This window comes from Paenibacillus sp. 2RAB27 (assembly GCF_052115445.1).
Classification (GTDB): Bacteria; Bacillota; Bacilli; order Paenibacillales; family NBRC-103111; genus Paenibacillus_E.
This window is the reverse complement of record NZ_JBFRGR010000019.1, coordinates 48396-70873: the sequence shown is the minus strand read 5'-3', so window position 1 is coordinate 70873 and position 22478 is coordinate 48396. Positions and strand designations below refer to the sequence as shown.

Sequence of the window (22478 nt, the reverse complement as noted above, 5' to 3'; positions counted from 1 at the left end):
CAGACGCCGATATTATACATACGTGTAATCAGATTTGAGGTGAGCTGTATGAATATTAGTGGATTAATTCGCAACTTAGTCGGGGATTTAACGGCAGCTGATCCGAAGACGCTCGAATTAAAGGTAGGGCAAATTGTCAAAGGTGTAGTGCTTCAACTCCTGAGTGATCAAGAAGCGCTAGTGAATATAGGTGGCACGCAAGTTCGTGCAAAGCTGGAAACCCCTCTTAAGCAAGGGGATGTTACCATGCTGCAAGTGCAGCCAGAATCTAAGGGCGGTCAAATTATTTTGAAGCCGCTTGTTGCCTCCGACGTGCAGATCGCGGATGACTCGCTCGGTGAACTTTTGAAGGCTTTTGAGGTAAAGGGTTCGGCTGGTAATCGTCAAATGGTGCAGCAGATACAGCAAGAAGGCATTCCCGTGTCCAAGGAAAATGTGAAGGCATTTGAGAATGTGATGCGAGAGATGCCACAGGGAGTTAATAAGGAAGAGTGGCTGCAAGCGGCTGTATTAGCCTCGAAGAGGGGGTTGCCGCTCACACCTGCGACAGTGGATGCTTTAAAGCAAGTGACGACCGGCCCGCCGGCGGGTCAGGTGTTAGAGAAGCTAGAGCAGCAGGCGAACGCGCTGCTTGAGCAAGACCCGACACACCCTGCGGCGGATACCGCCAAGCAGGTTGTGTCGCTGCTCAAGGAGCTGCGTGCTACCGCCGCAGCTGTAAGACCTGCGGAGACGGCTGCGCCAGCCTCCGTCGCGGACGAGCCTGCGGCTGCGCAATCGCAGGCCACGGGCGCCGCACCAGCTGCTCCGCAGGCTGGTGGCACTACCGCGGCTGCGCCGCGTGGCAGCGAGCCTACGGCGGCCGCTGCAGGTGCAGCCCCGCCCGCCGCACCAGCAGCGGGCGAAGCCCCTCCCGCGCCGCCAGCAGCTGGCGCGGCAGGAGTGGCCGCTTCGGCGAAGCCAGCGGCCGACGGGCACATGGCTCAGGCGCGCAGCGCTGAGCCTGTACGGCAGGGCGAACCGCTGCAAGCGGGTTCGCCGAAGCCCTTGCCTGAAGCCCCGCCTGCGAAGCAGGAGGGCGGGCTTGCCCCTAAAGAGGCGCAGGTTAGTGCGCCTCGAGAGGCGCCCAATGCTGATCCAGAGACCAACTGGATCAGCAAAATGCTCAAAGCTGTTGGCATTGAGCATGAATCGCATGTCGCCGCCAAGCTGGACGAGCGCGGCAATCCTATGCCTGTGCGCCAACAAGCGACAGAGAATACCTTTTCGCTTTTTAGCAGCAACGGCGCAGATCAGCAAGGGGATTCTGCGAAGCCAGCCACAGAAACCCTGAAAAGCCTATTACTTCAACTTACTGCATCTGACGATACACCTGCGCCACTGAAAGAAGCGGCACAGCAAGCGGTCAGTCAAATAACGGGGCAGCAGCTTATGCTGACGAATGACAAGAATGCCATGTTTACGCAAATGACTATGTTCGTGCCCTTCCTGGACAACACAGGTCAACAAACAGCAGCTATTCATATTCAATCCCGTAAAGGAAGTCGTGGCGAGCTAGATGCTAGTAACTGTCGTCTTTTGTTTGATCTTCAGATGAAGGTAATGGGCAACACACTACTCGATGTTCAAGTCGTGAACAAAATTGTCTCGTTGAATATTCACAATGATCATCCGGCACTAGCTGGTTTGATGGAGTCATCCAAAGATGAGATTGCCACCGCCATGAATAGTGTGGGTTATCAGTTTATTTCATTAAAATGTTCGCCATACCCTAAACCTCCTGACATTCAAGAAGGTAAGGAAGAGGCAACTAAAATAGGGTCTTTGGATGGTCGCGTAGATTTAAGTGAGCATTATCGCCCGAGAACGTATAAAGGGGTTGATGTTCGCGCATGAGTCCTCCCAATAAAACGCCCGAGGAATCACAGCTTACCCCGATCAAAAAGGCAGTAGCGCTCCGTTATTCACCAGAGGCACAGAAAGCCCCAACCCTCATTGCCAAAGGGAAAGGGCATATGGCTGAAGCGATTTTGCAAAAGGCCAAGGAAAGCGGTATTCCGATTCAAGAGGATAAATCGTTAGTTGAAGTGCTATCCAAACTTGATTTGGATCAAGAAATACCGCCAGAGCTGTATCAATTAGTAGCTGAAGTACTAAGTTTTATTTACCGATCCGACCAGCGTATGAAACCTTCGCGAGGCCTAGATGGATGAACAAATTTTATAAAGATGATCGCAAAATGTTGGGAAAACAAGGTGAGGAACTGGCGTTCAACTATCTTCTAGAGCAAGAGTATCAGATTGTTGAGAGGAATTGGCGCTGTCGTTCAGGCGAGATCGATATCATTGCAGAGAAGTCGAATAAGCTCATTTTTATTGAAGTGCGAACAAGACGTCCGTCTAACCGATTCGGTACTGCCAAAGAATCGGTGGACTATCGCAAGCAGGCGAAGGTTCGTGAAATTGCACAATTTTATATGCATCGCTTTCATAAATATGAGCAATCGATTCAATTCGATGTTATTGCAGTTGAAATGTCAGAAAGTAACACGGATCCGAAAATCATACATATACAAGAAGCCTTTTGACAGTCATTTAGCCTTATGACAAGTCAAAGGGCTTTTCTTATTCAACGTATCTATATAAATACCTTAGCTTAGATAACAATTTCATCGATGCGTTGGTTTTTATCTAAATTCCGATATTGAATGGCTTCTGCAAGATGAGCGGGGAGAATGCGATCACAACCGTCTAGATCCGAAATCGTGATGGCAAGCCGTAAAATTCGATCATGCGCGCGTGCACTTAATCCTAATGCGTCAAATGAAGTCCGCAGTAGCTGATCGCACTCAGGAGTTAATTGACAAATTTCCCGCATTAATCTTCCGCTCAACTCATTATTATGCTGAATATCTGTTCCAGCATAACGCTGCTGCTGTCGCAAATGGGCCTGCATGACTCTCGCTCGCATCTCACTAGACGACAAATTAGAGGCATTATCTTTTAGTTGGGCATAGCTGGGTTTTGGAACTTCAACATGGAGATCAATTCGATCAAGAAGCGGACCTGAAATTTTGGAGCGATATTGGACGATTTTAGCGGGACTGCAAATGCAAGCATTAGCTTCTGTTTCAGCACCATAATAGCCACACGGGCATGGGTTCATAGCTGCGGCTAATATAAAATGCGAGGGGAATGTGTACACAGCTCTTGCTCTGGCAATCATGACGTAGCGATCTTCAAGGGGCTGCCTGAGTACCTCAAGGGCATTTCGTGTAAATTCCGGAAGCTCGTCTAAGAAGAGAATACCACGATGAGATAAACTCACTTCGCCGGGTTTGGGGATAGTTCCACCACCGACGAGACCGGCAGCTGAGATGGAGTGGTGTGGGGCGCGGAACGATCTTGCACGCATCAGTGTTGAACGGTCTGTTAGCTTGCCAGAAGCGCTATAAATTTTCGTAACTTCGAGTGCTTCTCGGTCTGTTAAAGGTGGAAGTATAGAAGGCAAACGCTTGATAAGCATCGTTTTCCCAGTTCCTGGAGGACCAAGGAGGAGTAAATTGTGCATGCCTGCGGCAGCGATCATCATGGCGCGCTTTACCTGATGCTGTCCATTAACGTCGGCATAATCTTCAACATAACCAAGGGAACTATTGCCGGAGATAGAGTGTTCGTCTGATTCACGCTCAAAAGTTTGGTAAATTAATTCGGTGTGAGAACGTGTGTTCCATTTCTTGAAATCGGATAGATTCGTAATGACACAAACCTCAACACCTTCGATTAAAGCGGCTTCTTGCGCGTTCGCAGTTGATAGACAAACTCGCTTAATCCCTGTTTTCTTGGCAGCATGGACCATAGATAGGACACCAGGAATTGGACGTAGAGAACCATCTAGCGCTAGTTCTCCTAGAAATAAGGTGGAAGCGAAGCCTTCAACATGCACTTGGCCTGTCGTAATGAGAATACCAACAGCAATCGCAAGATCGAAAGACGAGCCCTCCTTGCGCAAGTCAGCTGGAGCGAGATTTACCGTAATTCGGTCCATAGGGAAGGTGAAGCCACAATTTTTGATCGATGAACGTACGCGTTCTACGGACTCACGAATCGCTGAGTCAGGAAGTCCAACTAGGTTAATCTGAGGTAAGCCGCTCGAAATATCCACCTCAACTTCAATCGTTCGACCCTCAATTCCTTGTAAACAAGCACTCATCACTTTGCCATACATAAAAAACACCTTCTTCTCCACGGAATTCACAGTCACAAGAACTGAGTTTCGAATTGGATAAAAGGTGCTTCCTCATTGATCCGATTAATTTCTTTTATTATAATCGCAATTGGTAAAATTACGCAAATATTGTCGAGTCACTTTCACGTTTTAAAAATGTGCGACATGCACATACTGGAAGATGAGGTGATGATATGCAGGAGAAACCATATTTTTGTCCCAATTGCCGTTCAAATCGCATTAAATTTAATGTAATCACGAGTTATTCGCAGTCTTTTCTAAAGGATGCACTTTCCGGGAATATTACCGAATTCCATGATCCTGGCGTCATTCCTGAGCCTGAGCCAACGATTCAGTGCTTAATCTGCAACTTTTCAGCAAATGAAATGCGTTTTATTAAGCAAGCAGAGCGTGAACCACGGGTAAATACAACACCAACATCGTTCTATTAATCAAGTTGAAACATGACGTATTTTTCAGAAGATGAGAAATACGTTTTTTATTTGTCATTATTTGTGGCGTGATAGTTAAATTTTTTCAGTGTGAAAGATAAATTTGAATGGATTCACGAAAAAAATAAAGAAACTGTCGAAAATAATGTGATACAATGGTTAGGGCTTGCGAAGAAGTGTGATACTAATTCCGGTAGCAAGATAGTTTCTCGTGCACAACGTCAATTGGAAATTACACTTTTCCCTGTATAGCACGTATAGAAAGTCCATACTGATAGGAGGATTTAGGAAATGAATATCCATGAGTATCAAGGCAAAGAAGTCCTGAGACAGTACGGAGTCAGCGTTCCTAACGGAAAGGTTGCATTTACTGTTGATGAGGCAGTTGAAGCAGCAAAAGAACTTGGAACATCCGTTGTCGTTGTTAAGGCACAAATTCATGCCGGCGGTCGCGGTAAAGCAGGCGGCGTTAAGGTAGCCAAAAGCCTCGATGAAGTTCGTACATATGCTAGCGAAATTCTAGGTAAAGTGCTTGTCACTCACCAAACAGGTCCAGAAGGAAAAGAAGTTAAACGCCTTTTGATCGAAGAGGGCTGTGACATTAAGAAAGAATATTACGTAGGTGTTGTTGTTGACCGTGCAACGGGCAGTGTCGTTTTGATGGCTTCCGAAGAAGGCGGTACGGAAATTGAAGAAGTAGCTGAGCACTCTCCTGAGAAAATTTTCAAAGAAGTGGTTGACCCAGCAATCGGTCTTCAATCTTTCCAAGCACGTAGACTTGCTTATGCAATCAACATCCCGAATGAGCTTGTAAACAAAGCAGTTAAGTTCATGCTTGCTCTTTACAAAGCATTCGTTGAGAAAGACGCTTCCATTGCTGAAATCAACCCTTTGGTTGTAACTGGTTCTGGCGACGTTATGGCACTTGATGCGAAATTAAACTTTGATTCTAACGCTCTTTTCCGTCACAAAGACATCGTTGAACTTCGTGACCTTGAAGAAGAAGATGCGAAAGAAATCCAAGCTTCCAAATATGACCTGAGCTACATCGCGCTTGATGGTAACATCGGTTGTATGGTTAACGGTGCAGGACTTGCTATGGCCACTATGGACATTATCAAGCACTACGGCGGAGACCCTGCTAACTTCCTAGACGTAGGGGGCGGTGCTACGAAAGAGAAAGTTACTGAAGCTTTCAAAATCATCCTTTCTGATGAGCAAGTTAAAGGGATTTTCGTTAACATTTTCGGTGGTATCATGCGTTGTGACGTTATCGCTGAAGGTGTTGTAGCTGCTGCAAGAGAGCTAGGACTTTCGCGTCCACTCGTAGTTCGTCTTGAAGGAACTAACGTGGAGCTTGGTAAAAAGCTACTTAACGAATCCGGCTTGAACATTGTTGCTGCTGATTCCATGGCGGATGGCGCACAAAAAATCGTTGCACTAGTCAAATAATCAAACCTGAACGGTTTGAAAAATAGATAAGGGATGTGAACAATCGATCATGAGTATTTTGGTCAATAAACATACAAAAGTCATTACTCAAGGGATTACCGGCGCTACGGGTTTGTTTCATACCAAAGGCGGTCTGGACTACGGCACGCAAATGGTGGGTGGCGTAACTCCTGGTAAAGGCGGCACTACAGTAGATATCACGTTGGAAAATGGTGAGCTTGTTAAGTTGCCAGTTTTCAACACTGTTGTTGAAGCGAAAAAAGTAACAGGTGCAACAGCATCTGTTATCTATGTACCTCCTGCATTTGCTGCAGAATCCATCATCGAAGCGATTGAAGCTGAGCTTGAATTGGTTATCTGTATCACGGAAGGTATTCCTGTTCTTGACATGGTACGTGTTAAGCGTTACCTAGAAGGCAAGAATACTGTTCTTATCGGACCGAACTGCCCAGGTGTTATTACACCAGGTGAGTGCAAGATCGGTATCATGCCAGGATACATTCATACACCAGGACACGTAGGTGTTGTTTCTCGTTCTGGAACATTGACTTATGAGGCAGTTCACCAGTTGACTACTCGCGGAATTGGACAATCTTCCGCAGTTGGTATCGGTGGAGACCCTGTTAAAGGATCCGAGTTCATCGACATCCTTAAACGTTTTAACGAAGATCCAGATACGTACGCTGTAATCATGATCGGTGAAATCGGCGGAACGGCTGAAGAAGAAGCAGCGGAGTGGGTTGCGGCAAACATGACGAAACCTGTCGTTGGCTTCATCGGCGGTAAAACAGCACCTCCAGGAAAACGTATGGGCCACGCTGGTGCCATCATTTCCGGTGGTAAAGGTACGGCAGCAGAGAAAGTTGCAACTATGGAAAGATGTGGTATTCGCGTAGCGGCTACACCATCCGAAATGGGTTCAACACTTGTTAGCGTACTTGAAGAAAAAGGTATGCTTGATAAAGTTATCACAAAAAAATAAGCTTCGTTTCACGAAGGTAAGCAACCTTCCATTTCCCTTAATTGGGAATTGGGAGGTTTTTTTATTTTCAGCAAGATGCATAGATTTGTCATTCACGGAAGGAGTGTATATACTAATGGATAATCGCAACTGTTTAATTGGCTTGCACGAGCTTGAGGGGATAGGGTGGAAAACGATTTACCAACTCTTAAGCCGTTTCCCTGAATTAAGTGTTTTAATCGGGCTGACAGCAAGTGAGATCGCCTCGAGTGGAATCCGGAGGACAATAGCAGAAACCATTGCGACACGATTAACCCCTGCATTTGTTGAACAAAAGATACACCAATATAAAAGTCAAGCCATACGGATCATGACACGATTCGATGAGGATTATCCGTCAATCCTGCAAGAAATTGCTCAGCCACCATGGGTCTTATATGTGAAAGGTGATCCTTCAATCTTACATGGTCGCCTGCTTGGTATTGTGGGTACCCGAACACCAACGCTATATGGGAAGAAAATTGCTGAGGAGTGGGCAGCTTCACTTTCGAGAGCAGGATTTGGGATTGTAAGCGGGTTAGCAAGAGGAATAGATAGTAAGGCGCATATTGGAGCGCTGCAAGGAAAAGCGAAGACGGTGGCTGTGCTTGGTTGTGCGATCAATGCGATCTATCCACGAGAGAATGCTCTGTTATTCCGCAACATTGAGCAGGAAGGTGTGATTATTTCGGAATACCCAATAGGTACGGGGATGAGGCCAGGCATGTTTCCGCAGAGGAATCGAATTATCGCTGGATTATCTTTGGGTGTTACGGTTGTAGAGGCAGCAGAAGATAGTGGATCATTGATCACAGTTGAATGTGCATTGGATGCTTCACGTGATGTTTTCGCGGTTCCGGGTCCAATTAACTCACGACAAAGCAGCGGTGTTCACAAGCTTTTGAAGGATGGTGCGAAATTAGTCACCTGTGTGGAAGAAATTGTCGAAGAGTATAAACACATTGTAAATATAGATGAAATAAATGTTGCTCTACAGCAAAAAACGACTTTTATTTTCACTGAAGATGAGGTCGAAATTGTCCGAAAACTGTCAGATGATCCGGTCTCAATAGACACTCTATTAGAAGAGACGCAATTTACGTTTGGACATTTGCATGGAGTTCTGTTATCTTTGGTATTGAAAAAGGCGATTAAACAGCTTCCGGGTTCAACATACATTCGAGCATAGGCTAATCACGAAGTTTTGCTTCTCGCCAAGTAAACTTACCTTGAAACCAAGAGGGGAGGAAGGACGAACCATGGCAGATTCGTTAGTCATTGTAGAGTCACCAGCAAAAGCCAAAACCATCGGCAAATATCTAGGCAGTAAGTTCATCGTAAAAGCATCGATGGGTCATATTCGCGACCTTCCGAAAAGCCAAATTGGCGTAGAAGTCGATCGTAACTTTGAGCCTAAATACATAACGATTCGTGGAAAGGGTTCTATCCTTAAAGAACTCAAAGACGCAAGCAAAAAAGTGAAAAAAATATATCTAGCGGCGGATCCGGATCGCGAAGGTGAAGCGATTGCTTGGCATTTAGCCCATTATCTCGACGTGGGTCCAGATGAACTTTGTCGTGTTGTGTTTAATGAGATTACGAAAGAAGCTGTCAAGGATGCGTTTAAAACGCCTCGCAAGATTAATCAAGATTTGGTGAATGCTCAGCAAGCACGTCGGATTTTGGATCGACTTGTTGGTTACAAAATCAGTCCTTTGCTTTGGAAAAAAGTGAAGAAAGGACTGTCAGCTGGCCGTGTGCAATCGGTAGCGGTTAAGTTAATTCAAGACCGTGAAAATGAAATCAAAGCATTTGAGCCAGAAGAGTACTGGTCGATTACAGCAGTTCTTGATGCAGGCAAAACTGTATTTGAAGCTAAGTATCATAGTCATAATGGTGAGAAGAAAGAACTGCACTCACAAGAAGATGTCGATTTGATTCTTGCTGCTATGGGTAATGAAGCGTTTATTGTGAAAGAAGTGAAAGAGAAAGAACGTCAACGTAACCCTTCTCCGCCTTTCATTACAAGCTCTATGCAACAAGAAGCAGCGCGTAAATTGAATTTCCGTGCTTCCAAAACGATGTCTGTCGCGCAGCAATTATATGAAGGTATCGATTTAGGAAAAGAAGGTACCGTCGGTTTAATTACCTATATGCGTACGGATTCTACAAGGATTTCTCCTATTGCCCAAGAAGAAGCCAAAGACTTTATTATGACGAAATATGGTCCAACTTTTTACCCTGAGACGCCTCGTCAGTATTTGAAGAAAAATGCAAATGCACAAGATGCGCATGAAGGGATTCGACCAACTTCCGTACTTCGTGAACCTGATCAGATGAAAGCGTTCTTGAGTAAAGATCAGTACCGATTGTACAAGCTCGTGTGGGATCGGTTTGTTGCAAGCCAAATGGCGTCTGCGATCTTGGATACGATGACGATTGATTTAAACGCAGGAGAGACCGTATTTAGAGCGAACGGATCCAAAATGAAATTCGCTGGGTTCATGAAAGTATACGTAGAAAGCAATGATGACGGAACGACAGAAGAAGATAAATTGCTGCCTCCTCTGTCCAAAGGCGATTCATTGCCGAAACAAAGTGTAGAACCGAAGCAGCACTTTACGCAACCACCTCCAAGGTATACAGAAGCGCGTTTAGTTCGTGCTCTTGAGGAAATGGGGATTGGGCGACCGAGTACTTACGCACCTACACTAGAAACGATTCAGAAACGTGGCTACGTAGCGATCGAAGAGAAGAAATTCGTACCGACGGAGCTAGGCGAGCTCGTGATCCAATTAATGCAAGAGTTTTTCCCGGAAATTCTAGACATTGAGTTCACTGCTCATATGGAAGAAGAGTTGGACTTTGTCGAGGAAGGGAAAGAGGATTGGGTCAGAGTACTGGATACTTTCTATACTTCCTTTGAAAAGCGTTTAGAGTTTGCAGAAGAAGAAATGAAAGAAATTGAGATTCAAGATGAAGTTTCGGATGAAATATGCGAGAAATGTGGAAAGCATCTTGTCTACAAAATGGGAAGATTCGGTAAATTCCTTGCATGTTCAGGTTTCCCTGACTGCCGGAATACGAAGCCGATCATTAAAGATATCGGCGTTACTTGCCCAACTTGTCACGCTGGTAAAATAGTTGAGCGCAGAAGCAAGAAGGGGCGCGTATTCTACGGCTGTGATCAGTATCCAACCTGTGATTTCGTTTCCTGGGATAAACCAGTTAATCGGCCATGTCCAGCATGCAGCTCTATGATGATTGAGAAGCGAAGCAAGAACGGGATTATGATTCAATGTACACAATGTGATCATAAGGAAGAAGCTGTTGACGAATCCGATCACACAGATGATATGAAAGATTAGAGGTGTCTGATTTTGCCAGAAAATCAAAGAGTAACAGTCATCGGCGCAGGATTGGCAGGTAGTGAAGCCGCATGGCAAATTGCCCGTCAAGGTGTACCTGTTACTTTATATGAAATGCGTAATGTAAGGAAAACTCCTGCTCATATAACGGATCAGTTCGCTGAACTTGTATGCAGCAACTCTCTACGCTCCAATGGTCTAACGAATGCAGTAGGTGTTCTAAAAGAAGAAATGAGACGAATGGACTCTCTCATTCTTGCTTGTGCTGACGAGCATGCGGTGCCAGCTGGAGGCGCTTTGGCGGTTGACCGTGATGGGTTCTCCCAAGCAGTAACCAACACATTGCGTAATCACCCACTGATTGAGGTTCGTAATGAAGAACTTCAAACACTCCCTGAGGGAATCACGGTAGTTGCAACGGGGCCACTCACATCCCCAGATCTAGCTGCAGAACTCAAAGCATTAATGGGTGAGGAGTATTTATACTTTTATGATGCTGCAGCACCTATTGTTGAGAAGGATTCAATCGATATGAATAAGGTGTATTTGGCTTCTCGTTATGATAAAGGGGAAGCAGCATACTTGAACTGTCCGATGACGGAAGAAGAGTTCAATGTGTTCTACGAGGCTCTTATTACAGCTGAAGTCGCAGAATTAAAGGAATTCGAGAAAGAAATCTATTTTGAAGGCTGTATGCCACTAGAAGTAATGGCGAAACGCGGTAAACAAACTGTGTTATTCGGACCTATGAAGCCTGTTGGTTTAATCAATCCGCATACGGGTAAAATGCCACACGCAGTTGTGCAGCTTCGTCAAGATAATGCAGCAGGTACCCTATACAACTTGGTAGGTTTCCAAACGCATTTGAAATGGGGAGAGCAGAAACGTGTCTTGCAGCTTATCCCAGGACTAGAACAAGCTGAGTTCGTCCGTTATGGCGTTATGCATCGTAATACGTTCATTAACTCACCTAAGCTGTTAGAGCCTACCTATCAATACAAGCGTCGTGAGAATTTATTCTTCGCAGGTCAAATGACTGGTGTTGAGGGGTATGTGGAATCGGCTGCTTCTGGCTTGATAGCTGGACTAAATGCAGGTCGAATGGCGAAAGGACAAGACTGTGTAGTCTTGCCAGCTGAAACGACACTAGGGAGCATGGCACAGTATATTACTACTGCAGACTTTAAACATTTCCAACCGATGAATGCAAATTTCGGTTTACTACCTGCTCTGCCAGAACGTATTCGAAACAAAAAAGAGAAATACGAAAAGCTGGCTAACCGCGCATTAGAGAGTATTCAGAATTTTGAGAAAACAATTGTTGGATAAGTTGTCATGAGATGATCCACTGTGTTACTATAAATTAATGTTTTATTGCATTTTTCATTTGTTTGATCATACATTTACCTCTAGATGCGGTCTACTCAACCTTTAGACCTCGCTAGAGGTTTCTCTCATTTTTGCGACCCATAGGCATGGGAGATCTCTTAACGGAATTGAATCTTATAGAGGGGTGAATTGAAATGGAACCCAATCAAGCCACGTTTCATGCGACAACGATATTTGCAATTCGTCATGAAGGTAAGGGAGCTATAGCCGGCGATGGGCAAGTGACATTTGGCAATAGTATGATCATGAAGAGTACGGCCAAAAAAGTGCGGCGTTTACATAGAGGAAAAGTCATTGCTGGTTTCGCCGGTTCCGTTGCTGATGCGATAACGCTCTTCGAGAAGTTTGAAGGCAAGCTGGAAGAACACCATGGTAATCTTCAACGTGCTGCAGTTGAGCTAACGAAGGATTGGCGTCAAGATCGTGTGTTGCGGAGACTGGAAGCCATGATGATTGTTATGGATGCTTCGGGACTTTTGCTGCTGTCCGGTAATGGAGAAGTCATTGAACCAGATGATGGCATGTTGGCTATTGGTTCTGGCGGGAGCTTTGCACTATCGGCAGGTAGAGCGCTGCACCGACATGCACCTCAGCTTAGTGCGAAGGAAATTGCCCACGCGGCGTTGACGACTGCAGCTGAAATTTGTGTGTTTACCAACCATAATATTATTGTTGAAGAGATTGAATAGACTAGAACGTATGTTTCTTTAGAGTAATTAGCACACGCTCTCAATTGATCAATTAACTTTAGCCTACATTTAAGGAGGGTATCATATATGGCAAACAGCTCTCTTACCCCTAAGCAAATTGTCCAAGAACTGGACCGGTACATTGTGGGGCAGAAAAAAGCAAAGAAATCCGTTGCGATCGCACTGCGAAACCGTTATCGGAGAAACCTGGTTGACGAAAGCATGAGAGATGAAATTGTACCGAAAAACATCCTCATGATTGGGCCTACTGGTGTTGGGAAAACAGAAATTGCACGAAGACTTGCGAAGCTGGTTGGCGCACCTTTTATTAAAGTTGAAGCGACGAAATTCACAGAAGTGGGCTACGTAGGTCGTGATGTAGAATCGATGGTACGTGACTTGGTTGAGACATCAGTACGTATGGTTAAAGCCGAACGTATGGAAAAGGTCAAGGATCGTGCAGAGAAGCTCGCTAATGAGCGCCTAGTTACTTTACTTGCTCCGAGTCCTACCCGTGCTAAAACACAGCGTAACCCGCTTGAGATGTTGTTTGGCGGGCAAAATAAAGATGAGCAAGAAGAGACGCCGCCTGATTCTAATCTGGCATCTAAAAGAGCTCAAGTCGCCGAACAATTATCCAATGGTAAATTAGAAAACGATCATGTAGAAATTGAAGTGGAAGACGCTACACCTTCCATGCTTGATATGCTTGGTGGTCAAGGCAATGAACAAGCAGGGATGAATATGCAAGAAATGTTCGGGAGTTTGCTGCCCAAAAAGATGAAAAAGAGGAAATTGCTTGTGAAAGAAGCTAGAAAAGTTCTAACACAAGAAGAAGCACAGAAATTAATTGATATGGACGATGTGATCCAGGAATCAATCAACCGTGCAGAGCAAAGTGGTATTATTTTTATAGATGAGATTGATAAAATAGCAAGCAGCAGCCGCGGTGGAAGTGGTCCTGATATTTCGCGTGAGGGTGTTCAAAGAGATATCTTACCTATTGTGGAGGGTTCCACAGTTGTAACTAAATACGGTTCTGTTAAAACAGATTATGTGTTATTTATTGGGGCAGGAGCTTTTCATATTGCCAAGCCATCTGATCTCATTCCGGAACTTCAGGGTAGATTCCCAATCCGAGTCGAGCTAAGCGATTTGACATTAGAAGACTTCGTTTCGATTTTAACGGAGCCTAAGAATGCTTTGACTAAACAATATACAGCTTTGTTGCAAACGGAAGGTATAACGGTTGAGTTTGCGGAGGAAGCTATTCATGAAATTGCTCGGATTGCGGTTGAAGTAAATCAACAAACAGAAAATATTGGAGCTCGTCGTTTACATACAATTTTAGAAAAATTGCTGGAAGATTTATCTTTTGAAGCACCGGAAATCACATTAGAGTCACTTGTGATTAATCCAGCTTATGTACGCGAGAAACTAAGTAGTATTGTGCAAAATAGAGATTTAAGTCAGTATATCTTATAAGAAATAAGCAGGTTGCAGTTAGTAGGAGGCAGTTACATGAGTTTATTAAATAAAACAAGAAGGCTGAATCGTTTGCTCCAAAAAGAAGCGGGTAATGCGGTTAGCTTTATGGATATGGCAGAAGTACTGCGAGATGTCGTCATCGCAAATATTTATGTGGTTAGCCGTAAAGGAAAAATTTTAGGCTACGCGGTTACGAATGATCCAGTGTCTCCTGAAATGAATCAAACGATTCTAATCGAACGCAGATTCCCGATTGAATCTAACAATTTATTGCTAAAAATCGAAGAGACTTCATCTACATCGGAGCCAGACAGTCCGTATTTTTATTATACAGACCAGATGAAGGATATGTTTCCAGCGACGCATACAACTTTAGTGCCAATTATTGGTGGTGGCGACCGTTTGGGCACTTTGATTCTAAGTCGAAGCGAAGGTCACTTTATTGATGATGATCTAGTTTTAGCAGAATATGGTTCGACAGTAATCGCAATGGAAATATTGCGTGAGCGCGCGGAAGAGATTGAAGAGGAAGCTCGCAGCAAAGCAGTTGTTCAAGTTGCAATTGGCTCATTGTCTTTCAGTGAAATGGAAGCTGTTGAACATATATTCGAGGAGCTGGACGGCAAAGAAGGATTGTTGGTGGCGAGTAAAATTGCAGATCGTGTGGGTATAACTCGTTCTGTTATTGTAAATGCCCTGCGTAAACTGGAAAGTGCTGGCGTGATTGAAACGCGATCACTAGGTATGAAAGGCACTTATATCCGTATTCTAAATGAACAACTGATGCAGAGTATTGAACAGATGAAGTCAAAATTATAAAAATAGATGTTGAAGTCCTATCTGATAAAAAGATAGGGCTTTTTTCTTATTGTAACTTAACGTAATATCTTAGATGATAAAGAGTATAAGTCAAAGGTTTACAAAATTCTACATATAGAACTATTTTGTATCGGAAATCGAGAATTATGTCGAAACAAGAAGGAATCAATTCTCCCGATGTTGAAATAGTAACTGAATATTATTTAGAGTGAAGGGGAATCGTTTATGTCTTTATTAGACAAGCCTAGTTGGAATATGATGGAGCGTTCGCTGGATGCATCGACGCTAAGGCAAAAAGTGGCGGCGAATAACATTGCCAATGTAGATACTCCTAACTTTAAACGTTCCGATGTTGCATTTGAAGAGCTCTTACAAGGACAAATGAATGCGAATACACCTTCAATAGATGGCTTTCGTACAGATCCAAGGCATTTTGTAATTGGGAAAACGACGACATTGCCAAACACTGAAATTAAATCAGATAATTCGACAGCAATAAACAACAACTTAAACAATGTGGACATGGATTACGAAATGTCATTGATGGCCAAAAATCAACTTAAATACAATACGATGATTCAACAGATGAATAGCGATTTCAAAAAACTTCGTACGGTCATTGGGGGCAGGTAATAAACGATGAGACTTACAAACGGATTTGATATTAGTGCATCAGCTTTAACTGCGCAACGCCTGCGTATGGATGTTGTTTCGTCCAATATTGCCAATGCGGATACGACAAGAGCAAGGTTTGTTGATGGAAAATGGATGCCTTACACGAGAAAGTTAGTTTCATTCGAGACGAAATCTCAGCCAAGTTTCGCCCAGTCACTGAAATCAGCGATGGCCGATGGAACTGGTGAGGGAGTTCGAGTGAATAAGATATTTGAAGATACATCACCATTAAAACAAGTGTATAATCCTTCACATCCTGATGCAGATACCAATGGATTCGTCTATATGCCAAACGTTGATATTACCAAAGAAATGGTGGATATGATTTCAGCAACGAGATCATATGAAGCCAATGTGACAGCATTAAATGCAAGTAAAGCGATGATAACCAAAGCATTGGAAATTGGTAGATAGGAGGTTGCGCCATGATTGACAAAATTAGTTACAGTCCGATAAATATAATGAGTTCTATTACTCCAAAGGATAATGCAGGTGAGGGGGCAGATGATTTAGGTAAGAAATTTGGTTCATTTCTGAACGAGGCGATGACCAATTTGAGTGCTCAGCAAAAACAAGTCGATCAGTTGAACGAAAGCTTCATTAAAGGGGAACTTTCAGATGTACATCAATTGACAATTGCCTCGGAGAAAGCTTCATTAGGACTCGAACTAACTGTTCAGGTCAGAAATAAAGTGATCGAGGCGTACCAAGAAATCATGAGAATGCAGCTGTAACTATAGAGATGCTGCTAAATTTGGGTCAATGAGGTGACAGAGTGAACGAGAACCTGCTCCAGTACTGGGAAAAGGTGAAGCAATACTGGAATCGTTATAATCGAACGACGAAAATTATTTTTATAGCTACTGTGTTCTTATTAATTCTAACAGCTGCCATTATAAGTGTTAATTTGTCGAAAACAGATTATTCGTTGGCATATACAGAATTGCAGCCCAGTGATGCAGCCAATATCAAATCATATCTAGATACTGCCAAAATACCTTATCATCTGAGTGCCGATGGAAAAAGCATAGAAGTGCCAACAAGTGAAGTAGCTAATGTCAAACTTGCAGTAGAGTCTCAAGGATTGAATAAGAACGGTTCCTTGGGCTTTGAAGTTTTTAGCGGAAGCAGCTCATTCGGTATCACGGATAATGAATTCAAAGTGAAATACTTGAGCGCGATTCAAGGAGAACTTCAACAACTTATTAATGCGAATCAAGCTATTTCAAGCTCTAAAGTAAACATTTCTCTGCCAGAGGAAGGTCCATTCCTACAGCAGCAGGCGGAGAAAGCAACAGCATCAGTTGTTTTACAAATTAAACAGGGTTATTCCTTAGATCAACCTAAAGTAGATACGATTTACAATTTAGTATCTCATAGTATTAAGAATCTACCGATTGAGAATATTTCCATTTCGGATCAAAATTTACTCTCGTATAAGTTCAGTGGCGAAGCTAATAGCACACCGAGAGATACAGATATTAATACTCAGTTCCGAAATGATTTACAGAAGAACATCAACTCGATGTTGGGTACGATGTTTGGACGTGATAAAGTGAGTGTCAGTGTATTTACAACGATGAATTTTGATCAGAAGAAAACCAAAGAACAACTCGTAAGGGCACCGAACCAAGTTGATCAAAAAGGAATTGAAATCTCCCTCCAAGAAGCAAATGAGTCTTATCAAAATAAAGGCACGGAAACAGGCGGTGTTCCTGGTACCGGCGCAACGGATGTACCTGGTTATCCAGGGACAGCAAACAATGGGAACTCAACATCAGAGAAAAACAGTAAGACAGTTAATTATGAAGTGGATCGTATTACAAATGACATTATCTCTACACCGTATGTAGTGAAGGATGTAAGTATTAATGTTGGCATCGAGCCTCCAGTAAGAGATGATCCGAACTCTTTAACTGCTGAAACGAAAACAGCCATTCAGAATGCGCTAGTGAATATCGTGAGAACAGCACTAGCTGATAATAAGACTACTTATACAGACGATGAATTGCAGAAAAAAGTTACAGTTTTTGCTCATTCATTTGTAAGATCTTCCGATGCAAGCGCAACGAAGACATCTACTTACTTGACTTATGGTGCATTAGCGTTAGCGGCACTAGCTATTGGAGCATTTATTGGGTTTGCAATTAGAAAACGCAAGAAAGCAGCACAACAACTTCTGATTGATCAGGAGATGGATGTTGCTTCTCAAAAGGCAGAGCTTCCAACGATTGATATTGAAAATGTAACGAATGACAATCAAGTGCGTAAGCAGCTCGAAACGCTTGCAAGAAAGCGGCCGGAAGAATTTGTTAACTTGCTGCGTACTTGGTTAGTAGACGAATAGAGGTGCACTTGTATGGCCAGAGCCGCTTTACAAGGGTTGACCGGACGACAAAAGGCAGCTATTCTTTTGATCAGTTTAGGCCCTGAGGTTTCAGCACAAATTTTCAAACATTTGCGTGAAGAAGAAATTGAACAATTAACGCTTGAGATAGCGAATGTGCGTAAAGTAGATACCTTAGAAAAGGATTCAATTCTTGCCGAGTTTCACCAAATTTGTTTGGCGCAAGAGTTTATTTCTCAAGGTGGTATCGCTTATGCCAAAGATATTTTGGAGAAGGCACTAGGTTCTCAAAAAGCGCTTGATATCATCAATCGCTTGACAGCTACACTTCAAGTAAGACCGTTTGACTTTGCACGGAAAGCAGACCCTGCGCAAATTCTCAATTTTATTCAAAATGAGAATTCGCAGACCATTGCACTTGTTTTATCTTATTTGCAAGCTGAACAGGCATCGATCATTTTGTCGTCACTCCCACAGGAGAAACAAGCCGATGTTGCTAAACGGATTGCACTCATGGATAGTACATCACCAGAAGTTATTTCACAGGTTGAGCGCGTATTAGAACAGAAGCTTTCCTCGACGGTTACGCAGGATTACACAAATGCTGGTGGTATCGCATCCATCGTTCAAATATTGAATGGTGTTGATCGAGGCACAGAACGTACGATTCTCGACTCATTAGAAATTCAAGATCCAGAGCTTGCTGAAGAAATCAAGAAACGGATGTTCGTATTCGAAGATATCGTCAATATCGACAATCGTTCCATTCAACGTATTATCCGCGACATTGAAAATGCTGATTTGCAACTTGCGCTTAAAGTTGCGAGTGAAGAGGTTCGCGATGTGTTATTCAAAAACATGTCCAAACGTATGGCGGAGACTTTCAAAGAGGAAATGGAATTTATGGGGCCTGTTCGATTACGTGATGTGGAAGAAGCACAAACCCGTATCGTGGCTACGATTCGTCGTTTAGAAGAGTCGGGTGAAATCATCATCGCACGTGGTGGAGGAGATGATATTATTGTCTAATGTCATTAAATCATTCGCATATTATCCGATGGAAAGTAAAAAGATTTTTGAATCGCATGCCACTCAAACAGAAGCTGTTCCAGAAGCTCCCGCTGTTGAAAATAGCATGTCAGCTGAAATGCAAATTGAGATTAACGATGCAACCTCGTTGAAAAAACAAATTTTGGATGATGCTGAAGCTTTTGCTAGTGATCAAATTGAACAGGCCAAGCGAGAATGTGCATTAATCCGCCAAGAAACAGAATCTGACATTGCTAGCTGGTGGGAAAGCAAGCGAGCTGAAGATGTAGAGCTAGCGAACGCATCGAAACAAGTAGGATTTGATGAAGGTTATCGTCAAGGTGTTGCTCAAGCGGAGAATGTTCTTCGAAAAGAATATGATGAAATGTTGGCTGAAGCTAGATCCATCCTTGAGTTATCTTATAAGCTGAAGCAACAAATTATCCAAGAGTCAGAACCTTTTCTAATAGAATTAAGCACATCCATCGCAGAAAAAATTATTGTTCGACAGCTTTCTCTCGAACCCGGTTGGGTCATTGAGTTCATTCAGAAAATACTTTCTCGCCGACGTGAAAAGGGAATTATTACTTTATGTGTAGCTCCTTCGCAATTCGCGTATATCCAGGATGCTAGAGAAGAATTGATCACTTCCATTGATTCACAAGCCGAACTCGAAATTATTCCGGATTCTTCTGTGCAAGATCAAGGTTGCGTAATTCGCTCATCGTACGGAAGCATAGACGCGAGAATTGATACTCAGTTGAAAGAAATTAAGTCAACACTTCAGCAACTGGCCTTACAAAGTGAGGAATCATAATGACACAGACATCGCTCCCGAAGGTGGATAAATACAAAGAAGTTTTACAAACGATTGATCCAATTAGGGTAAACGGTAAAGTGACGCAAGTTATTGGACTTACAGTTGAATCTGAGGGTCCTGACGTCAGTATTGGTGATCTATGTTATATCTATCCGCATAAATCCAATAAACCATTAAAAGCGGAAGTGGTCGGTTTTCGAAGCAACAAAGTTATTCTAATGCCGCTTGGTGATCTCGATGCCATTGGACCTGGTTGCGATGTTGTTGGCACAGGTAAACCTTTAACAGTCCAGGTTGGACATGAGCTATTGGGAAAAGTTTTAGATGGTCTAGGTCAACCATTAGATGGTTCCTATCTGCCTTCAAGGATGGCGCAGTATTCGACGAATAATTTACCCAGTAATCCATTAACACGCCCACGTGTGCTTAATCCAATATCTGTTGGTGTTCGTTGTATTGATGGATTATTAACAATTGGTAAAGGTCAACGTGTTGGTATTTTTGCAGGGTCTGGTGTTGGGAAAAGTACTTTAATGGGAATGATAGCCCGCAACACTTCAGCCGATGTCAATGTTATTGCTCTCATTGGAGAACGAGGCAGAGAAGTGTTGGATTTCATTGAGCGAGATCTAGGTCCAGAAGGTTTGGCAAGATCGGTTGTGATCGTGGCGACATCCGACCAACCCGCATTAATTCGGATTAAAGGCGCTATGATTGCGACAAGTATTGCTGAGTATTTTAGAGATCGCGGCTTAAATGTCATGATGATGATGGATTCCGTAACACGATTTGCTATGGCACAACGTGAGGTGGGATTAGCCGTTGGTGAACCTCCAGCCACACGTGGATACACTCCATCTGTGTTCGCTATGCTTCCTAGGCTTCTAGAACGGTCAGGTACAGGTGCGAAGGGCTCCATTACTGCATTTTACACGGTGCTTGTCGACGGTGATGATATGAACGAGCCTATTGCAGATGCGGTCCGAGGAATCTTGGATGGTCATATCGTCCTAAATCGTAGTATTGCGAACAAGGGTCATTATCCTGCGATCGATGTCTTATCAAGTGTAAGTCGAGTTATGAAAGAGATTGTACCGTCAGAACACATGGAAGCTGCTGATCAACTTAAGCGTCTTCTCTCTATTTATAAAGATTCGGAAGATCTTATCAATATCGGGGCGTACCAGAAAGGTTCTAATCCAAATATTGATATAGCGATGGATAATATTGAAGCTATTTGGGATTTCACGAAACAGCGAACAAGTGAAAAGTTAACATACGAAGAAGCTCAAGAACGATTAATCCAAGAATTTTATAAGGGATGAGGGTCCTAGATGAGTTTTCGCTACTCTTTCCAGCAAATTGTCGATTTGAAGAATAATGAACGAACGCAAGCAGAATGGATTTTATCTGAAGCAATGGGGCAGTTAAGGAATGAAGAAACAAGCTTAAACGGATTGTTCGAGCAGAAGGAAAACTTGCACAATGAAATGATTCAAGCAACTAGCCATTCTGTGTCGATATCGAACATGCTTCTCATGCAGAGCTATATGAATCATGTGGACAAACAAATTGTTCGCAAGCATCAGGATGTTAAACAAGCTAAACATATCGTAACTGAGAAGCAAGAACATTTGTCTGTGAAAATGATAGATGAAAAAGTATGGACCAAAGCAAGAGAAAAAGCTCATACCCAATTCCAATTCATGATCGCTAAAAAAGAGCAGGATGCTCTTGATGAAATGGCTACGAATCGTTTTAGGCGTTTATCGTATTAAGCTAGAAAAGGAGGGACGAAGAGATGGCCGATACAAGCGTAGAGGGTGCATCTTATAGTGCACTGGAGCGATTTTTGATATGGTTTGTCATCCCCTTTGTGTTTACGGCGGTTTTACTCTTCGTGCTGCTTTCAATTTTTGATTATGATATCAAAAGTAGTATTCAAAAAGCATTGCACAACACGCCTGTCGTTGGATTAGTAGTCCCAGCACCAAAAGAAACTGCACCAGTGACAGCTGAAGGTAAAGCAGTATCATCTGAGCAAAGTGTAAAACTTAAGGAAGATGAGATAGCGAAGCTGAATGCTCGCGTTAATGAATTGACAGCAGCCTTGCAAAAAGCGGATTCGACGACTGAGAATAAAGACGTTTCCCTAAAAGCAGCAGTTGCGAAGGTTGCCGAACTTGAGGAAAAGTTAAAAGATAAAACGCAATCAGAAGAAGAGTACACGAATCAAATCACACAGCTTGCCAATATGTACGCCAAAATGACGCCGAGTAAAGTTGCACCTATCATTGAGGCATTGACACCAAATGAAATGGTACTGGTGTTCTCTATGATGAAAGCAGATAATCGTGGAGCGATTCTTGAGAAAATGGATGCTGCAAAAGCAGCTGCTGCTTCCATCGGCTTGAAAGATATCGTGCCAGTTCGTGACAAAGAAATAGCTGCTTTACAAGAAAGACTTGCCACGAATAACACGAAGGATGCGAAGGCAGCGACAAGCACGGTGAGCACTTCGGATCTTGGACAAACTTTTGCCAATATGACACCAAAAAGCGCTTCAAACGTCCTGCTAGAGATGAATAAATCAAACCCAGCAAAAGTTGTATCCATTTTAAGTGGGATGGATAATTCATCACGTTCTAAAGTGATGTCAGCCCTCTCAGATGCTAATAAGGAGATTGCAGCAACAATTGCAGCAAAGCTTGTACCGTAACTTG

At 43.3% G+C, this 22478-nt stretch carries 22 protein-coding genes; 21 read left to right on the top strand and 1 reads right to left on the bottom strand.

What is annotated here, in order from left to right; all coding sequences use genetic code 11:
• The first annotated feature begins 48 nt into the window (after positions 1 to 48).
• The 3 genes from AB4114_RS23035 to AB4114_RS23025 are packed head-to-tail and all read left to right on the top strand — an operon-like array spanning position 49 to position 2587.
• Positions 49 to 1896, top strand: coding sequence for a hypothetical protein (locus AB4114_RS23035; protein WP_441990539.1), 1848 nt, complete (start codon positions 49 to 51; stop codon positions 1894 to 1896).
• A complete protein-coding gene (locus tag AB4114_RS23030) occupies positions 1893 to 2213 on the top strand; it encodes an EscU/YscU/HrcU family type III secretion system export apparatus switch protein (protein ID WP_441990538.1) in 321 nt (106 codons plus the stop codon). The genes AB4114_RS23035 and AB4114_RS23030 overlap by 4 nt, the downstream gene beginning before the upstream one ends.
• Positions 2210 to 2587, top strand: coding sequence for a YraN family protein (locus AB4114_RS23025; RefSeq protein ID WP_171635772.1), 378 nt, complete (start codon positions 2210 to 2212; stop codon positions 2585 to 2587). The genes AB4114_RS23030 and AB4114_RS23025 overlap by 4 nt, the downstream gene beginning before the upstream one ends.
• Before the next feature lie 68 nt (positions 2588 to 2655).
• Here AB4114_RS23025 and AB4114_RS23020 read toward each other — a convergent pair whose 3' ends face one another.
• Entirely contained in the window at positions 2656 to 4227 is a 1572-nt protein-coding gene (locus AB4114_RS23020; protein WP_441990537.1) for a YifB family Mg chelatase-like AAA ATPase, read from the bottom strand.
• Between the two features lie 194 nt (positions 4228 to 4421).
• Between AB4114_RS23020 and AB4114_RS23015 the strand changes: the two genes are divergently transcribed.
• The 18 genes from AB4114_RS23015 (at position 4422) to AB4114_RS22930 (ending at position 22474) form a co-directional block, all read left to right on the top strand.
• A complete protein-coding gene (locus tag AB4114_RS23015; protein WP_056624884.1) occupies positions 4422 to 4679 on the top strand; it encodes a hypothetical protein in 258 nt (85 codons plus the stop codon).
• Positions 4680 to 4970: 291 nt separating this feature from the next.
• On the top strand, positions 4971 to 6131 hold the full coding sequence (sucC, locus tag AB4114_RS23010) for an ADP-forming succinate--CoA ligase subunit beta (RefSeq protein ID WP_056624886.1): 1161 nt from the start codon (positions 4971 to 4973) through the stop codon (positions 6129 to 6131).
• A gap of 49 nt (positions 6132 to 6180) precedes the next feature.
• Positions 6181 to 7113: a succinate--CoA ligase subunit alpha gene (gene sucD, locus AB4114_RS23005; protein WP_057315715.1), complete on the top strand. Its 933-nt coding sequence runs from the start codon at positions 6181 to 6183 to the stop codon at positions 7111 to 7113.
• A gap of 115 nt (positions 7114 to 7228) precedes the next feature.
• Entirely contained in the window at positions 7229 to 8320 is a 1092-nt protein-coding gene (dprA, locus tag AB4114_RS23000) for a DNA-processing protein DprA (RefSeq protein ID WP_441990536.1), read from the top strand.
• 70 nt (positions 8321 to 8390) lie between these two features.
• Complete coding sequence (topA, locus tag AB4114_RS22995; RefSeq protein WP_441990535.1) at positions 8391 to 10499, top strand: type I DNA topoisomerase; 2109 nt, start codon at positions 8391 to 8393, stop codon at positions 10497 to 10499.
• A gap of 12 nt (positions 10500 to 10511) precedes the next feature.
• The gene (gene trmFO / locus AB4114_RS22990) at positions 10512 to 11828 is read left to right on the top strand and encodes an FADH(2)-oxidizing methylenetetrahydrofolate--tRNA-(uracil(54)-C(5))-methyltransferase TrmFO (RefSeq protein ID WP_441990534.1); all 1317 of its coding nucleotides are present in this window, start codon (positions 10512 to 10514) and stop codon (positions 11826 to 11828) included.
• Between the two features lie 194 nt (positions 11829 to 12022).
• The gene (gene hslV / locus AB4114_RS22985; RefSeq protein ID WP_441990533.1) at positions 12023 to 12577 is read left to right on the top strand and encodes an ATP-dependent protease subunit HslV; all 555 of its coding nucleotides are present in this window, start codon (positions 12023 to 12025) and stop codon (positions 12575 to 12577) included.
• A gap of 87 nt (positions 12578 to 12664) precedes the next feature.
• On the top strand, positions 12665 to 14062 hold the full coding sequence (gene hslU, locus AB4114_RS22980; RefSeq protein WP_441990532.1) for an ATP-dependent protease ATPase subunit HslU: 1398 nt from the start codon (positions 12665 to 12667) through the stop codon (positions 14060 to 14062).
• 36 nt (positions 14063 to 14098) lie between these two features.
• Positions 14099 to 14884, top strand: coding sequence for a GTP-sensing pleiotropic transcriptional regulator CodY (gene codY, locus AB4114_RS22975; protein ID WP_056624907.1), 786 nt, complete (start codon positions 14099 to 14101; stop codon positions 14882 to 14884).
• A 225-nt stretch (positions 14885 to 15109) separates the two neighbouring features.
• Positions 15110 to 15517, top strand: coding sequence for a flagellar basal body rod protein FlgB (gene flgB / locus AB4114_RS22970; RefSeq protein WP_056624910.1), 408 nt, complete (start codon positions 15110 to 15112; stop codon positions 15515 to 15517).
• Between the two features lie 6 nt (positions 15518 to 15523).
• Positions 15524 to 15973 carry a flagellar basal body rod protein FlgC gene (gene flgC / locus AB4114_RS22965; protein ID WP_441990531.1) on the top strand — a complete coding sequence of 150 codons (450 nt, stop codon included), beginning with the start codon at positions 15524 to 15526 and terminating at the stop codon, positions 15971 to 15973.
• 11 nt (positions 15974 to 15984) lie between these two features.
• Positions 15985 to 16293, top strand: a complete 309-nt coding sequence (gene fliE / locus AB4114_RS22960; RefSeq protein WP_441990530.1) for a flagellar hook-basal body complex protein FliE — start codon at positions 15985 to 15987, stop codon at positions 16291 to 16293.
• A gap of 41 nt (positions 16294 to 16334) precedes the next feature.
• Entirely contained in the window at positions 16335 to 17906 is a 1572-nt protein-coding gene (gene fliF, locus AB4114_RS22955) for a flagellar basal-body MS-ring/collar protein FliF (RefSeq protein ID WP_441990529.1), read from the top strand.
• A gap of 12 nt (positions 17907 to 17918) precedes the next feature.
• On the top strand, positions 17919 to 18935 hold the full coding sequence (gene fliG, locus AB4114_RS22950; protein ID WP_068662580.1) for a flagellar motor switch protein FliG: 1017 nt from the start codon (positions 17919 to 17921) through the stop codon (positions 18933 to 18935).
• Complete coding sequence (locus AB4114_RS22945) at positions 18889 to 19752, top strand: FliH/SctL family protein (RefSeq protein ID WP_441990528.1); 864 nt, start codon at positions 18889 to 18891, stop codon at positions 19750 to 19752. The genes fliG and AB4114_RS22945 overlap by 47 nt, the downstream gene beginning before the upstream one ends.
• Positions 19752 to 21080 carry a flagellar protein export ATPase FliI gene (fliI, locus tag AB4114_RS22940; protein WP_441990527.1) on the top strand — a complete coding sequence of 443 codons (1329 nt, stop codon included), beginning with the start codon at positions 19752 to 19754 and terminating at the stop codon, positions 21078 to 21080. Before AB4114_RS22945 ends, fliI begins: the two co-directional genes overlap by 1 nt.
• A 9-nt stretch (positions 21081 to 21089) precedes the next feature.
• A complete protein-coding gene (fliJ, locus tag AB4114_RS22935; RefSeq protein ID WP_171635804.1) occupies positions 21090 to 21533 on the top strand; it encodes a flagellar export protein FliJ in 444 nt (147 codons plus the stop codon).
• Positions 21534 to 21556: 23 nt separating this feature from the next.
• The gene (locus AB4114_RS22930) at positions 21557 to 22474 is read left to right on the top strand and encodes a MotE family protein (RefSeq protein WP_441990526.1); all 918 of its coding nucleotides are present in this window, start codon (positions 21557 to 21559) and stop codon (positions 22472 to 22474) included.
• The last annotated feature ends 4 nt before the right edge of the window (positions 22475 to 22478 follow it).

Excerpts from the sequence above, each read along its gene's own strand:
- codY (WP_056624907.1), top strand. The coding sequence starts at position 14,099 with ATGAGTTTATTAAATAAAACAAGAAGGCTGAATCGTTTGCTCCAAAAA.
- hslU (WP_441990532.1), top strand. The coding sequence starts at position 12,665 with ATGGCAAACAGCTCTCTTACCCCTAAGCAAATTGTCCAAGAACTGGAC.
- flgB (WP_056624910.1), top strand. The coding sequence starts at position 15,110 with ATGTCTTTATTAGACAAGCCTAGTTGGAATATGATGGAGCGTTCGCTG.
- fliE (WP_441990530.1), top strand. The coding sequence starts at position 15,985 with ATGATTGACAAAATTAGTTACAGTCCGATAAATATAATGAGTTCTATT.
- AB4114_RS23035 (WP_441990539.1), top strand. The coding sequence starts at position 49 with ATGAATATTAGTGGATTAATTCGCAACTTAGTCGGGGATTTAACGGCA.
- AB4114_RS23020 (WP_441990537.1), bottom strand. The coding sequence starts at position 4,227 with ATGTATGGCAAAGTGATGAGTGCTTGTTTACAAGGAATTGAGGGTCGA.
- fliJ (WP_171635804.1), top strand. The coding sequence starts at position 21,090 with ATGAGTTTTCGCTACTCTTTCCAGCAAATTGTCGATTTGAAGAATAAT.
- sucC (WP_056624886.1), top strand. The coding sequence starts at position 4,971 with ATGAATATCCATGAGTATCAAGGCAAAGAAGTCCTGAGACAGTACGGA.
- fliI (WP_441990527.1), top strand. The coding sequence starts at position 19,752 with ATGACACAGACATCGCTCCCGAAGGTGGATAAATACAAAGAAGTTTTA.
- AB4114_RS22930 (WP_441990526.1), top strand. The coding sequence starts at position 21,557 with ATGGCCGATACAAGCGTAGAGGGTGCATCTTATAGTGCACTGGAGCGA.
- sucD (WP_057315715.1), top strand. The coding sequence starts at position 6,181 with ATGAGTATTTTGGTCAATAAACATACAAAAGTCATTACTCAAGGGATT.
- fliG (WP_068662580.1), top strand. The coding sequence starts at position 17,919 with ATGGCCAGAGCCGCTTTACAAGGGTTGACCGGACGACAAAAGGCAGCT.
- AB4114_RS23030 (WP_441990538.1), top strand. The coding sequence starts at position 1,893 with ATGAGTCCTCCCAATAAAACGCCCGAGGAATCACAGCTTACCCCGATC.
- AB4114_RS23025 (WP_171635772.1), top strand. The coding sequence starts at position 2,210 with ATGAACAAATTTTATAAAGATGATCGCAAAATGTTGGGAAAACAAGGT.
- AB4114_RS23015 (WP_056624884.1), top strand. The coding sequence starts at position 4,422 with ATGCAGGAGAAACCATATTTTTGTCCCAATTGCCGTTCAAATCGCATT.
- flgC (WP_441990531.1), top strand. The coding sequence starts at position 15,524 with ATGAGACTTACAAACGGATTTGATATTAGTGCATCAGCTTTAACTGCG.
- topA (WP_441990535.1), top strand. The coding sequence starts at position 8,391 with ATGGCAGATTCGTTAGTCATTGTAGAGTCACCAGCAAAAGCCAAAACC.
- dprA (WP_441990536.1), top strand. The coding sequence starts at position 7,229 with ATGGATAATCGCAACTGTTTAATTGGCTTGCACGAGCTTGAGGGGATA.
- hslV (WP_441990533.1), top strand. The coding sequence starts at position 12,023 with ATGGAACCCAATCAAGCCACGTTTCATGCGACAACGATATTTGCAATT.